The organism is Neptuniibacter sp. QD48_55 (assembly GCF_047778115.1).
Lineage (GTDB): Bacteria > Pseudomonadota > Gammaproteobacteria > Pseudomonadales > Balneatricaceae > Neptuniibacter.
Genome location: NZ_CP180555.1, coordinates 80195 through 93676 on the forward strand (window position 1 = coordinate 80195; position 13482 = coordinate 93676).

Below are 13482 nucleotides of genomic sequence, written 5' to 3' on the forward strand. Positions count from 1 at the left end.
TTCTCAAATAGATGATTTAGGAGTGAGGGCTAGGGCGACTTTAGAGCCGTTACTGCGTTGCAGCTGCTGGCTGATCCAGTGGCTCACTTTTATAAGCTCGTCTAGTTGCACGCCGGTTTCTATGCCGAGGCCGTTGAGCATATAGAGCACATCTTCGGTGGCAACATTGCCTGATGCTCCTTGGGCATAAGGGCAACCGCCTAAGCCAGCGACAGAGGTATCAATAACGCTGATCCCCTCTTCAAGCACTGCATAGATATTGGCGAGGGCTTGGCCGTAGGTGTCGTGAAAGTGTGCAGCTAATTTTGAAACGGGTACTTCTTTGGTTACGGCTTCTATCAGCCTTTTAGCCTTCAATGGTGTACCGGTGCCGATTGTGTCGCCTAGAGAGATCTCATAGCACCCCATTTCGATCATCTCTTTGCAGACAACCGTGACCTGTTCAGCGGATATTTCACCGGTATAAGGACAACCCATCACCGTGGAAACATACCCTCTAACAGGGATATTGTTAGCGTTAGCTTTTTCGATCAGCGGCGCAAACCTTTCAAGGCTTTCGGCTATAGAGCAGTTGATATTTTTTTGCGTAAACGCTTCAGAAGCGGCGGTAAATACCGCAACTTCATCAACCTCTGTGTTGAGTGCTTTATTTAAGCCAGTTAGGTTGGGGGTAAGTGCTGCATAAGTGGTGTTTGGATGACGCTGAATACCCATCATCACTGCACTGGCGTCAGCCATTTGTGGAACCCACTTAGGAGACACAAAACTCGTTGCCTCAATATGACTTAAGCCTGCACTGGACAGCGCATTGATCAGATCGATCTTAATATCAGTCGGAATAATATCGCCGGGCTCATTTTGTAAGCCATCCCGAGGTCCTACCTCGACCAATTTGACCTGCTTCGGCAATGTCATGATGCGGCTTCCTCTTCGGAAAACTCCAGCTCCAGTAGTTCCGCGCCTTCTTCGACTAGATCTCCTGAAGCAAAAAAGACTTCGCTGACGGTGCCGGCATGAGGTGCCGAAATACTGTGTTCCATCTTCATTGCCTCCATGATCACTAAGGCTTCGCCGGCTTGTACCGATTGACCTTGTTCAACTAAAACCTCGACGACGACACCGTTCATGGGTGCGGTGAGCGAGTGATCGGTTTTCCCTTGCTCAGAAACGTGCGTGGTTTGATGCAAACGGCATTGGAAGCAGAGGTCGTGATGAAACAGGTGAAGCTCATTACCATCACGGAAAAAGTGCATCTGTAGCTGTTGATCATCAACTTGAACCCGAAGCTGATCATCCTGTTGCGTTAGGCTGATGGAGTACTGATGCTCATCAATTGTAACGAGCTCTGTCTCTGCCCGTTGTTCGATATTTATGTCATGGATTGCTTCACCCTGCTGTAGCTGCAGTGTTCGAATAGACGGGATATTCAAGCGCCAGTTACGCAATGCCGTAAACGGAGAAGGGTGAGTATGATTATCAGATTGGTCTTGAGTGTCTAACTGCCCAAACAGACTCGCTGCGATGGCGAGATAGAGTGAGCTGTCTATGACTGGCTCGGCAAAGAGCAGATCGTAGTGGCGTTCGATAAAACCGGTATCCAAGTCGAGATCTGCAAAAGGTTGTGCTGATGCTAGATCTCTTAAGAACTTCAGATTGGTTTTTAAACCGGCAATACGGTATTCCGATAAGGCTCGATTCAGACGCAAAATTGCGGCATTGCGATCTTCACCCCAAACAATCAGCTTCGCGATCATTGGGTCATAATAAGGGCTAACCTCATCACCTTCGCGGACACCACTGTCGATACGGACACAGTCGGATTCTTCGGGTGTGGATAAGTATTTTAAAGTGCCTGTCGCCGGTAGAAAATCTTGCGCAGGGTCTTCGGCGTAGATACGGGTTTCGATCGCATGCCCCTTGGCTTTGATCTGATCTTGAGTCAGCGGAAGCTTGGCACCTGCTGCGATCGCCAATTGCCACTCTACGAGGTCGACGCCGGTGACGTACTCGGTCACCGGGTGCTCCACCTGAAGACGGGTGTTCATCTCCATAAAGTAGAATGAACCGTCGGTGTCGTATAAAAACTCGACCGTACCTGCACCGACATAGTCGATGGCTTGGGCGGCGCGGACAGCCGCTTCACCCATAGCTTTGCGGGTTTCGTCCGCTAAATTAGGGGCGGGTGCTTCCTCTATGATCTTCTGGTGACGACGCTGGATAGAGCAATCGCGATCGGCGAGATAAACACCATTACAATGTTGATCACAAAAGACCTGCACTTCGATATGACGCGGTTGCTCCAAATAGCGTTCAATCAGCATATCGGGGTTAGCAAAAGAGTTTTGCGCTTCTCGCTGCGCGGCTTGTAAGGCGCTATCGAATTCATCCACAGAGCGAACCACACGCATCCCTTTACCACCACCGCCAGCCACCGCTTTTAGCAGCTGTGGATAACCGCAGTCTATCGACGCTTGTTTTAGGCGCTGTGGATCTTGATCGTCTTCATGGTAACCCGGAACCAAAGGCACATCTGCTTTAGACATAATCGCTTTGGCCGCGGACTTCGAGCCCATAGACGTGATTGCGCTGGCTGGTGGACCGATAAAGGTAATGCCGTGGCGTTCCAACTCAGTCGCAAACTCAGCATTCTCAGATAGAAAACCATAGCCTGGGTGTACCGCTTCAATTCCGGCTGTACGGCAGATCTCTAGGATCTTATCTGTACGCAGATAACTCTCAGCACTAGGTGCGGGGCCGAGTAGATAGGCTTCATCAGCCATCTGAACATGCTTAGCCTTGGCGTCTACTTCGGAGTAAACCGCAACACAGCGAATACCTAAACGCTGTGCCGTTTTGATTACACGACAAGCAATCTCACCGCGGTTAGCGATTAAGATTTTACGCGGTAGTGCCGTCGATTGTGTTTCGCTCATGACTCTACCCACTCTGGCTTTCGTTTTTCTAAAAAGGCGCTCAGACCCTCTTGGCCTTCGGGGCTGACTCTTATCTCGGCGATCCGTCTGGCTGTGTCGCTGATCAGATGAATATCTATATGACTATCACTGACTGCAGCGACTAAATGTTTGGCAGCGGCCATCGCCAAAGGGCTGTTTTTCAGCAACTGATTGATCAATTGGTGGCAGCTCTCATCGAGTAGCTCGGTTGTGGCCACGACTTGGTGAACTAGACCGTAATGATGGGCTTTGCAGGCAGAAAAGGATTCGGCGCTGATCATATAGCGTCGAGCCTGCCTTGAGCCCATTGCACGGATCACATAAGGCGAGATCACTGCGGGAATCAGACCAATTTTGACCTCACTCAGGCAGAACTGACTCTGTTCGGTGGCGATAACAAAATCACAGCATGCGGCCAAACCTACAGCACCACCGTAAGCTGCGCCTTGTACTAAACAGATCGTAGGTTTGCTGAGGATATCCAGTTGATGCATCAAAGCGGCTAACTGCTTAGCGTCATCAAAGTTGTCGTCATAGCTGTTTTTGGCCATACGCTTCATCCAGCCAAGATCGGCACCGGATGAAAAATTCTTACCTTCAGAACGCAGCACCAAAACGCGTACATCGGGGTCTTTATCGCAGGCCTCTAAATGACCTAACAATTGCGAGATGATCTGATCGTCAAAAGCGTTATGCACTTCAGGTTTGTTAATCACGAGATGCGCTACGCCTTGGGCTTTATTTAATAACACTACTGGCTTAGTCATAGTCGCCTCCTTACATCCGGAAGATGCCAAATTTACTGTCTGCAATAGGCTGATTGAGGGCCGCTGATAGGCTCATCGCAACCACTTCACGGGTTTGAGCGGGATCGATCACACCGTCATCCCAGAGTCGTGCACTGGCGTAATAGGGGTGACCTTGTTGCTCATATTTCTCGATAATCGGTTGCTTAAAAGCGGCCTCTTCTTCGGCGCTCCAAATTTGATTGTTGCGCTCAAGTTGATCGCGTTTAACTGTGGATAAAACCCCTGCGGCTTGCTCGCCACCCATCACCGAGATTCGGGCATTAGGCCACATCCACAGGAAGTTAGGGCTGTAACCGCGACCACACATGCCGTAGTTGCCTGCCCCAAAAGAGCCACCAATCAATACGGTGATTTTAGGTACGTTGGCACAAGCGACGGCGGTCACCATTTTGGCACCGTGTTTGGCGATCCCCTCTGATTCGGCTTTCTCGCCCACCATAAAACCGGTGACATTCTGTAAGAACAGCAGTGGAATTTTTCGCTGACAGCAGAGTTCGATAAAGTGCGCGCCTTTTTGAGCTGAATCGCTGAATAAGATCCCGTTATTGCCGATGATGCCGACAGGATAGCCGCATATATGCGCAAAACCTGTAACTAAGGTTGTGCCAAACTGTTGCTTAAATTCATCGAAATTTGAGCCATCGACTATCCGGGCAATCACCTCGCGGACATCAAACGGTTTTTTCAGATCGGTACCGACGACACCATAGATCTCCTCTTCGTTATAAAGCGGAGGCTGCGGTGCTTGTAGTTGCACGTTGGTTTGCTTAACGCGATTGCTGTTGGCGATACAGCGTCTGGCGAGTTGCAGTGCATGGGCATCATTGTCGGCGTAGTAATCGGCGACCCCAGAGACTTTACAGTGCACGTCTGCGCCCCCGAGTGCTTCTGCGGTTACGACTTCACCTGTGGCAGCTTTAACCAAGGGTGGACCTGCTAGGAAAATCGTACCTTGATCACGGACGATGATGGATTCATCAGCCATGGCTGGCACATAAGCGCCCCCAGCGGTACATAACCCCATGACGACGGCGATTTGAGGGATACCTTTGGCAGACATCCGCGCTTGGTTGTAGAAGATGCGACCGAAATGATCGCGATCGGGAAATACTTCATCTTGTTGAGGCAGGTTAGCGCCACCAGAATCAACCAAGTAGATGCAGGGCAGATTGTTCATCTCTGCGATCTCTTGCGCACGTAGATGTTTTTTTACCGTCAGAGGAAAGTAAGTACCGCCTTTGACCGTGGCATCATTGGCTACAATCATGCAGTCTTGGCCGCACACTTGGCCGATACCGGCGACGGCTCCTGCTGCCGGAATGTTATCTTCGTAAACCTGATAAGCCGCGAGTTGGCCTATCTCTAAAAAGGCAGAACCCGGGTCTAATAGTTGATCGATACGCTCGCGTGCCAGCAACTTACCGCGAGCTCTGTGGCGCTCCTGATACTCAGGACCACCGCCTTGCGCGATTACGGCAATTTTATCTTTTAGATCAGCCACCGCCGCGCGCATTTCGCGTTGGTTGGTTTTAAATGACTCTGCCTGTGTATTTATTGTTGTGTGCAGAACAGCCATAGATAGTCTCCTAGTCGCCTGTTGATGGCTTACTTATTCATAAACAGCTCACGACCGATAAGCATGCGGCGTATCTCTGAAGTGCCTGCACCTATCTCGTAGAGCTTGGCATCACGGAGTAAACGGCCGGTTGGAAATTCATTGATATAACCGTTACCACCCAATAGCTGGATCGCATCCAGCGCCATTTTGGTTGCGGTTTCGGCGGTGTAGAGGATCACCCCAGCGCAATCTTTTCGGCTGGGTTCTCCGCGCATCGCTGCTTGGGCAACGCTGTAGGTATAGGCCTTGCTGGTGTTCATCAGGGTGTACATATCGGCGATCTTGCCTTGTACGAGTTCGAACTCGCCGATCGCTTGGCCAAACTGATTACGATCACGAATGTAAGGGACTGCGATATCCATCGCCGCAGCCATAATCCCCAAGGGGCCACCGGCTAACACTAAGCGCTCGTAATCCAAACCGCTCATCAATACGCGGGTACCACCGTTGAGTTCACCTAAAATGTTCTCTTTCGGTACTGGGCAATCTTCGAAGACCAGTTCACAGGTGTTTGAACCCCGCATCCCGAGCTTGTCGAGCTTCTGGTGACGGGAGAAACCTGGGTAATCTCGTTCGACAATAAATGCGGTAATCCCTTTAGCGCCTGCGTTTGGTTCGGTCTTGGCGTAGATCACATAGGTGTTGGCGTCGGGGCCATTGGTGATCCACATCTTGTTGCCGTTCAGCAGGTAGTGATCGCCATTATCGCGGGCATGTAGTTTCATGGAGACCACATCAGAACCCGCATTGGGCTCGGACATAGCCAATGCACCGACATGTTCACCGCTGATCAATTTCGGCAGGTACTTTTGCTTTTGCTCTTCGGTACCGTTGCGATGAATCTGGTTAACACAAAGATTGGAGTGAGCACCGTAAGACAGGGCAACGGACGCGGAGGCACGGCTGATCTCTTCCATGGCGATCACATGAGCTAAATAGCCCATATCGACACCGCCATATTCCTCTTTAGCCGTGATACCGAGCAGTCCCATATCACCGAACTTACGCCATAGATCCTGAGGAAACTCATTATCCTTATCGATCTGTTCCGCTCTTGGCGCTATCTCTTGTGCAGCAAAATGGTTTATTTGCTCACGCAACATATCCAATGTTTCACCAAGGCCAAAATTCAGGCTGGAATACTGTGAGATCATAGTCGTACCCTTGTTACCGATGTTTCGATTTATCCACAGATCATTTAAGGATCAACTGCAGGGATGATCGATTAACCGGCTCTTTGTTGTTTTTGTTTTAGTTCGAGCAATGTTTCATGGCAACGGAGTTCTGCGTTATCTAACTCCTGCTGCAGAATCGCGATATCTTGAAGCTGCTGTTCCAGCTCTGAGCGTTTTTCATTAATTTTTTCCAACAGCAGAGTTAGCTGCTTTTCACTTCCTGTCAGCGTTTCATCCCACAGCGCAAAGAGCTCCCGTGTTTCCGCTAGTGAGAATCCAAGGCGTTTACCGCGCAGTATCAGCTTTAAACGCACGCGATCTTGTGTGCTGTAGATACGTGTTTGCCCGCGTCGTGTAGGAAAGAGCAGCTGCTGATCCTCATAGAAACGGATGCTTCGCGTGGTTAACGCGAACTCTTTCGCTAGCTCGCTGATGGAATAAGTCTGTTTGCTATTCATAAAAATCCGCTGTTTTTAACTCTTTACAGATTAAGCAAAGTTTACGTTCACGTAAAGGTCAATAAAGGAATTCCTGTATTTTTGTAAACATTTTAACCGCTTTTGTAACTTACTGAAAAATATAAACTAAATCGTAAATCTATCGTTTTTTGCAGTGCGAATACGACTAAAGTTGTACTGGATTTTATGTAGGGGTAATTGCTAGGTTGGGCGACAGCTTATCAGCATTTAGCCGTATTTTTAGGTTGTTGCGCTGGTTAAATAAAAATAAAAAACAGCGAGGATCAGAGTCTGCATGAGTGTCGATTATGTACTGCAAACCTCAGATTTGATTAAAGAGTTTAAAGGCTTTACTGCGGTAGATAAGGTCAACTTGAACGTCGAGCGTGGCAGCATTCACGCCTTGATCGGGCCTAATGGTGCCGGTAAGACGACCGTATTTAATTTGTTGACCAAATTTTTAATCCCAACGTCCGGTCAAATTCTTTTTAATGGCGAAGATATCACCCAGATGCGTTCCGCCGAGATCGCACGTAAAGGGGTGATCCGTTCTTTCCAGATCTCTGCGGTGTTTCCACATCTAACGGTGTTGGAGAATGTCCGTATTGCCCTTCAACGCAAAGAGGGCAACAGCTTTCATTTTTGGAAGTCTGACAAAGTCTTAGACAAGCTTAATGGCCGTGCGATGGAGTTGCTTGAGTCGGTAGGTCTTCAAGATCATGCGAACTCAGTGACCGTCGATCAGCCTTATGGCCGTAAGCGTGCTTTGGAGATCGCAACCACATTAGCCCTAGATCCAGAATTGATGTTATTGGATGAGCCGACTCAGGGTATGGGCCATGAAGATGTTGAAGTGGTGTCGGACCTGATCAAACAGGTTTCCAAAGATCGCACCATTTTGATGGTTGAGCACAACCTGCATGTAGTTTCCAAACTGGCGGACCGTATCTCTGTTCTGCAGCGTGGCGCGATTCTTACCGAAGGTGATTACGCCACGGTATCAGCCGATCCACGTGTTAAGGAAGCTTACCTTGGTGTTGCTGCGGATGAAGAGACTGAAGCTGCTAAGCCTGCTGAAACATCCCCTGAAAAAGAGGAGGTTGTGGCATGAGCTTAGGTGGCAATGAAAAACTCCGTATCAGTGACCTGCACTCTTTCTACGGTGAATCTCATATTCTGCACGGCATCGATATGCATGTGATGCAGGGTGAGCTAGTCACCCTATTGGGACGCAATGGTTCAGGCCGTTCAACTACGTTGCGTTCGATCATGAATATGGTGGGCCGTCGTAGTGGCAGCATCAACGTCAATGGTCGCGAAACCATCGATATGCCGGCGCACAAAATCGCCCATTTAGGCATGGGTTTCTGTCCGGAAGAGCGCGGTATTTTTTCCAGTTTAAACGTGGAAGAAAACCTGATGCTGCCGCCGACTGTGCGCAGTGACGGCATGAGTGTAGAAGAGATCTATGAAATCTTCCCCAACCTTTACGAACGCCGAACCAGCCAAGGCACACGCCTATCCGGGGGTGAACAGCAGATGCTGGCCTTAGCGCGTATCTTGCGTTCGGGCGCAAATATCTTGTTGCTAGACGAGATCACCGAAGGTCTGGCACCGGTGATTGTGCAGAAGTTGGGTGAGGTTCTAACCAAGTTAAAAGAACGCGGATTGACCATCTTGTTGGTAGAGCAGAACTTCCGTTTTGCGGCACCGATTGCGGATCGTCATTACGTGATGGAACACGGTCATATCGTGGAAGAAGTTCACAAACATGAACTGACCGAAAAAACAGAATTACTAAACACCTATTTGGGTGTTTAACAGCCTTGAGGAGCCTATGAATAAGCCTTTTACAGGCCTGCGCTTAGGTTCCTGAATGTCCAGAGGCTAAGTGAATGACCCGAAGATGTGCTGGGTTAAACCACAAAGCATCAAACTTTGAATAAAAATAAAAAACTCTATCGGGAGAAAATGCGATGAAATCAATGAAGAAATCTCTGCTGACAGCGGCAATTGCCTCTACATTCGCAGTAACAGGGGTGCAAGCGGCAGGTGTATCAGACGACAAAGTCAAAATCGGTGTACTAGCCGATATGGGCGGTGTTTATGCTGATATCTGTGGTGCAGGCTGTGTTACAGCAGTAGAGATGGCGGTTGAAGATTTTGGCGGTACGGTACTAGGTAAACCAATTGAAGTGGTAAGTGCCGACGACCAGAACAAACCAGATATCGGTTCTGCAAAAGCGCGTGAATGGGTAGAAAGCCAAGGCGTTGATGCGGTTACAGGTCTGGTAGCTTCTTCAGTAACGGGTGCGGTAACTAAAGTGCTAACAGACAACAAAAAAGTTGCACTGATCGCTACTTCTGCATCTCATGCGTTCACCACTAAGGCGTGCTCACCTTACAACGCTCACTGGACTTACAACGTAGTTGCGCTAGCTAACGGTACGGTAAAACCGATGGTAGCTGCAGGTAAGAAGAAGTGGTTCTTCATCACCGCGGATTACGCTTTCGGTCATGCCCTAGAGAAAGTAGCAACTGGCGTAATTAACTCTAACGGCGGTGAAGTGGTAGGCGCCGTGCGTGCTCCACTAGGTACAACCGACTTCTCCTCTTACGTTCTTCAGGCGCAATCTTCTGGCGCAGACGTAGTGGCGCTAGCCAATGCTGGTGCTGATTTCGTTAACTCCTTAAAAACAGCAGCTGAGTTCGGTCTAACTGAAACAACTGATGTTGCAGGTTTGTTGGTATTTACTCACAACGCGAAAGCGCTAGATCCAGAAATCTCTGGCGGTATGAAACTAACAACAGGTTTCTACTGGGATATGGATGATGAAACACGTGCTTGGTCTAAACGCTTTAAAGAGCGTCACGGCTCTATCCCAGCAATGGGTCAGGCAGGTGCTTACTCTATGACGATGCACTACCTAAACGCGATCAAAGAAGCGGGTACGGATGATGCTGATGCGGTAATGGCGAAGATGAAGGCGAACAAGCCGAACGATTTCTTCGCGCGTAATGCTCATCTACGTGCGGATGGTCGTATGGTGCATGACATGTATCAGGTGCGTATCAAGACATCCGAAGAGCGTAAAAACGAAGACGATATCTTCGCAATTGAGCAGGTTATCCCAGGTGAAGAAGCATTTGGTCCGATGTTGGATCAATGTAACTTCCTGGCTGCCAAATAAGGCGCTTGTATGACGAGAGAGGCGGCTTTCGCCTCTCTCACAGTAAGTCAGAGTTTTGAGCTATTCGTAGTTCTATATAGCTCTCTTAGCGGATTGTAAGTACCGGTTAGCTACAAATGTATCTGTAGCGCAGTTGCCGGTTAGGGGTGGAGAGTTATGGCAACATTCCTCGATATAAATCTCTTTGGCCTGTTTGGTCAATTGCTGGTGGGCCTGATTAACGGCTCATTCTATGCATTACTCAGTCTGGGTTTAGCAATTATTTTCGGACTGTTAAAAATCATTAACTTCGCGCAGGGCGCGCTCTACATGCTGGGTGCTTTCTTTGCGTGGATGGCCCTCAACTATATGGGCATTAACTATTGGGTCGCGCTAATTCTCGTCCCGATCGCCGTGGGCTTTATCGGCATTTTGATGGAGCGTTTTCTGCTGCGTCCAATTGCCAATGAGGATCACCTCTACAGTTTGCTGCTGACCTTTGGTTTAGCGCTAATTCTTCAGGGGGCGTTTACTCACCTGTTCGGTTCCTCGGGCATGTCCTACGCGATTCCAGAAGAGCTGAAAGGCGGTAACCGTCTGCCATTTATGTATCTGCCAAATTATCGTGCTTGGATCATTATCGCGTCGATCATTGTCTGCGCCGGTACTTGGTACATGATCGAGAAAACAAAGCTGGGTGCTTACCTGCGTGCAGGTACTGAGAACCCGCAGTTGATGCAGGCATTTGGTATCAACGTACCTTTGATTGTCACTCTGACCTTTGGTTTTGGTGTCGGCTTAGCTGGCTTTGCCGGTGTCATGGCTGCGCCTGTGTATTCGGTTTCACCCGATATGGGTTCCAACATGCTGATTGTGGTATTCGCCATCGTGGTAATTGGCGGTATGGGATCGATCGGTGGCGCAATCCTGACCGGTTTAGGTATGGGGGTTGTCGAAGGCCTGACTAAGTACTTTTACCCCGAAGCCTCGACCACCGTTATTTTTGCGGTGATGGTGATTGTATTGCTAACCAAGCCTGCGGGCTTATTTGGTAAAGAAGCCTAGGAGACGTGACGATGAAAATAAGTAAAACAATGATTGCACTGGTCGTCCTTGGATTGATTGCTCCTTACGTGCTTTACCCTGTGTTTGTTATGAAAGTGCTTTGTTTCGCACTGTTCGCTTGCGCATTTAACCTGTTGTTGGGTTATGTGGGTTTGCTCTCTTTCGGCCACGCAGCGTTCTTAGGAACCGGTGGCTACATTACCGGATATTTGATGATGGAAACCGGTGTAACACCCGAGCTAGGGGTGTTGGGTGGAACCATAGCCGCTGCTTTACTGGGTGCGGTGTATGGCAAGTTGGCGGTGAAACGTGAAGGTATTTACTTTGCCATGGTTACACTGGCGTTAGCGCAATTAGCCTTCTTTGTTTACCTCCAAGCACCGTTTACCGGTGGTGAAGATGGCATGCAGGGCGTTCCGCGCGGACATCTGTTCGGGTTTATCGACCTGAGCGATAACATGAGTATGTATTACTTCGTGTTTGCCATCTTCCTGTTTGGTTTCTGGTTGGTAAATCGCACGATCCACTCTCCGTTTGGTCAAATCCTTAAAGCGATCCGTGAAAACGAAGCGCGTGCGGTATCCCTTGGTTACAACGTTAATGACTACAAATGGGCAGCATTTGTGATCTCGGCTGCACTAGCAGGTCTCGCCGGTTCGACGAAAACCTTGGTGTTCCAGCTGGCTTCGCTGACCGATGCTCATTGGCATATGTCGGGTGAGGTGGTGTTGATGACCTTGCTAGGCGGTATGGGCACGATCTTTGGTCCAATCGTAGGTGCTGGTGCGGTTGTAACTATTCAGAACTACTTGTCCGGTGGTGAGTTGGGTAACTACATTCACATCATCATGGGCTTTATCTTCGTGATCTGCGTACTAGCGTTCCGTAGCGGTATTGTTGGTGAAGTGCAGAAATTCATGAAAAAGAACTTTAGCTAAACTTAAACCAAAGGGGATTTATACGATCCCCTTTTTTGTCTCTACAAGTTGACGTTAACGTCAATATTAGAAAGTTATGAAGGTGGAAATATGAGTCAGGATGCAGTCGTTATTGTAAGTGCCGCGCGTACCCCGATGGGTGGCATGATGGGATCGTTAAGCGATGTTCGCGCTCCCGATCTATGTGCTACTGCGATTAAAGCTGCAATTGAGCGTGCGGGGGTTGCTGCGGATGAAGTCGATGAAGTGGTGATGGGCTGTGTTTTGCCTGCTGGTTTAGGTCAGGCGCCTGCTCGACAAGCATCACGTGCTGCAGGTATTCCTGATGCTGCCGGTTGTACCACGATCAACAAGATGTGTGGCTCCGGTATGAAGGCGGTGATGTTGGCTCATGATCAGATTTTAGCGGGCTCGGCTTCTATCATGGTCGCGGGTGGTATGGAGAACATGAGTCAGTCACCGTATCTATTGCCAAAAGCCCGTGAAGGCATGCGTATGGGTCACGGCAAGGTGATCGATCATATGTTCTTCGATGGTTTAGAGGATGCTTATGAGGGCGGCCTAATGGGTTCCTTTGCGCAAAAGAGCGCAGACGATTTCAACGTCAGCCGTGAAGCGATGGACGACTTTGCGATCGGTTCTTTAGAAAAAGCGATTGCTGCAATTGAAGCTGGTGAATTTGTCGAAGAGATCGCACCTGTAACGATTAAAACTCGTAAAGGCGAAGTGGTTGTCGATACCGATGAACAGCCAGGTAATGCCCGGATCGATAAGATCCGTAGCCTAAAACCAGCTTTCAAAAAAGACGGCACGGTGACTGCGGCCAACTCCAGCTCGATCTCCGATGGCGGTTCAGCGCTGTTGCTAATGAAAGAGTCTGAGGCACAAGCTCGCGGTTTAACTCCGCTAGCTAAAATCGTGGCTCACTCCACTCATGCACAGTTACCAGCTGAATTTACCATTGCACCGATCGGTTCGATCCAGAAAGCGTTGGATAAAGCGGGTTGGTCGAAAGAGGACGTAGATCTATTTGAGATCAACGAAGCCTTTGCAGTGGTCTCTATGCTGGCGATCACCGAACTAGGTCTTGATGCTGACAAAGTGAATGTTCGTGGTGGTGCTTGTGCACTGGGTCACCCAATCGGCTCAAGTGGCTCCCGCATTATGGTGACGCTGCTGCATGCGCTGAAACAGAAAGGCCTGAAGCGCGGTATCGCCTCGCTTTGTATTGGCGGTGGCGAAGCGACAGCGGTCGCGGTTGAGATGCTTTAATCACTGCTTAACATCTTAGCCAT

12 protein-coding genes are annotated in these 13482 nt (G+C 49.2%); 6 read left to right on the top strand and 6 right to left on the bottom strand.

Features of this window, described 5'->3' with window-relative positions; translation table 11 throughout:
* Positions 1-3 precede the first annotated feature (3 nt).
* The 6 genes from ACMXYW_RS00355 to ACMXYW_RS00380 form a co-directional block, all read right to left on the bottom strand.
* Positions 4-915 (bottom strand): hydroxymethylglutaryl-CoA lyase, encoded by a 912-nt coding sequence (locus tag ACMXYW_RS00355; RefSeq protein ID WP_415904825.1) that lies wholly within the window; start codon positions 913-915, stop codon positions 4-6.
* Positions 912-2933: an acetyl/propionyl/methylcrotonyl-CoA carboxylase subunit alpha gene (locus tag ACMXYW_RS00360; RefSeq protein ID WP_415904826.1), complete on the bottom strand. Its 2022-nt coding sequence runs from the start codon at positions 2931-2933 to the stop codon at positions 912-914. The genes ACMXYW_RS00355 and ACMXYW_RS00360 overlap by 4 nt, the downstream gene beginning before the upstream one ends.
* The gene (locus ACMXYW_RS00365; RefSeq protein ID WP_415904827.1) at positions 2930-3721 is read right to left on the bottom strand and encodes an enoyl-CoA hydratase/isomerase family protein; all 792 of its coding nucleotides are present in this window, start codon (positions 3719-3721) and stop codon (positions 2930-2932) included. The genes ACMXYW_RS00360 and ACMXYW_RS00365 overlap by 4 nt, the downstream gene beginning before the upstream one ends.
* Positions 3722-3731: 10 nt before the next feature.
* Positions 3732-5339, bottom strand: coding sequence for a carboxyl transferase domain-containing protein (locus ACMXYW_RS00370; protein ID WP_415904828.1), 1608 nt, complete (start codon positions 5337-5339; stop codon positions 3732-3734).
* A gap of 29 nt (positions 5340-5368) precedes the next feature.
* On the bottom strand, positions 5369-6535 hold the full coding sequence (locus tag ACMXYW_RS00375) for an isovaleryl-CoA dehydrogenase (RefSeq protein WP_415883029.1): 1167 nt from the start codon (positions 6533-6535) through the stop codon (positions 5369-5371).
* A gap of 71 nt (positions 6536-6606) precedes the next feature.
* A complete protein-coding gene (locus tag ACMXYW_RS00380) occupies positions 6607-7014 on the bottom strand; it encodes a MerR family transcriptional regulator (RefSeq protein WP_415886455.1) in 408 nt (135 codons plus the stop codon).
* Between the two features lie 295 nt (positions 7015-7309).
* Here ACMXYW_RS00380 and ACMXYW_RS00385 point away from each other — a divergent pair, with 295 nt between their 5' ends.
* The 6 genes from ACMXYW_RS00385 (at position 7310) to ACMXYW_RS00410 (ending at position 13459) form a co-directional block, all read left to right on the top strand.
* Complete coding sequence (locus tag ACMXYW_RS00385) at positions 7310-8125, top strand: ABC transporter ATP-binding protein (protein ID WP_415899677.1); 816 nt, start codon at positions 7310-7312, stop codon at positions 8123-8125.
* Entirely contained in the window at positions 8122-8835 is a 714-nt protein-coding gene (locus ACMXYW_RS00390; protein WP_415883032.1) for an ABC transporter ATP-binding protein, read from the top strand. Before ACMXYW_RS00385 ends, ACMXYW_RS00390 begins: the two co-directional genes overlap by 4 nt.
* 155 nt (positions 8836-8990) lie before the next feature.
* Positions 8991-10205 (top strand): ABC transporter substrate-binding protein, encoded by a 1215-nt coding sequence (locus ACMXYW_RS00395; RefSeq protein WP_415899678.1) that lies wholly within the window; start codon positions 8991-8993, stop codon positions 10203-10205.
* A gap of 156 nt (positions 10206-10361) precedes the next feature.
* Positions 10362-11249, top strand: a complete 888-nt coding sequence (locus ACMXYW_RS00400) for a branched-chain amino acid ABC transporter permease (RefSeq protein ID WP_415883034.1) — start codon at positions 10362-10364, stop codon at positions 11247-11249.
* A gap of 11 nt (positions 11250-11260) precedes the next feature.
* Entirely contained in the window at positions 11261-12187 is a 927-nt protein-coding gene (locus ACMXYW_RS00405) for a branched-chain amino acid ABC transporter permease (RefSeq protein ID WP_415895454.1), read from the top strand.
* Between the two features lie 90 nt (positions 12188-12277).
* Positions 12278-13459 (top strand): thiolase family protein, encoded by a 1182-nt coding sequence (locus ACMXYW_RS00410; RefSeq protein ID WP_415904829.1) that lies wholly within the window; start codon positions 12278-12280, stop codon positions 13457-13459.
* Positions 13460-13482 lie beyond the last annotated feature (23 nt).

Excerpts from the sequence above, each read along its gene's own strand:
- ACMXYW_RS00380 (WP_415886455.1), bottom strand. The coding sequence starts at position 7,014 with ATGAATAGCAAACAGACTTATTCCATCAGCGAGCTAGCGAAAGAGTTC.
- ACMXYW_RS00395 (WP_415899678.1), top strand. The coding sequence starts at position 8,991 with ATGAAATCAATGAAGAAATCTCTGCTGACAGCGGCAATTGCCTCTACA.
- ACMXYW_RS00370 (WP_415904828.1), bottom strand. The coding sequence starts at position 5,339 with ATGGCTGTTCTGCACACAACAATAAATACACAGGCAGAGTCATTTAAA.
- ACMXYW_RS00390 (WP_415883032.1), top strand. The coding sequence starts at position 8,122 with ATGAGCTTAGGTGGCAATGAAAAACTCCGTATCAGTGACCTGCACTCT.
- ACMXYW_RS00365 (WP_415904827.1), bottom strand. The coding sequence starts at position 3,721 with ATGACTAAGCCAGTAGTGTTATTAAATAAAGCCCAAGGCGTAGCGCAT.
- ACMXYW_RS00400 (WP_415883034.1), top strand. The coding sequence starts at position 10,362 with ATGGCAACATTCCTCGATATAAATCTCTTTGGCCTGTTTGGTCAATTG.
- ACMXYW_RS00360 (WP_415904826.1), bottom strand. The coding sequence starts at position 2,933 with ATGAGCGAAACACAATCGACGGCACTACCGCGTAAAATCTTAATCGCT.
- ACMXYW_RS00385 (WP_415899677.1), top strand. The coding sequence starts at position 7,310 with ATGAGTGTCGATTATGTACTGCAAACCTCAGATTTGATTAAAGAGTTT.
- ACMXYW_RS00355 (WP_415904825.1), bottom strand. The coding sequence starts at position 915 with ATGACATTGCCGAAGCAGGTCAAATTGGTCGAGGTAGGACCTCGGGAT.
- ACMXYW_RS00405 (WP_415895454.1), top strand. The coding sequence starts at position 11,261 with ATGAAAATAAGTAAAACAATGATTGCACTGGTCGTCCTTGGATTGATT.
- ACMXYW_RS00375 (WP_415883029.1), bottom strand. The coding sequence starts at position 6,535 with ATGATCTCACAGTATTCCAGCCTGAATTTTGGCCTTGGTGAAACATTG.
- ACMXYW_RS00410 (WP_415904829.1), top strand. The coding sequence starts at position 12,278 with ATGAGTCAGGATGCAGTCGTTATTGTAAGTGCCGCGCGTACCCCGATG.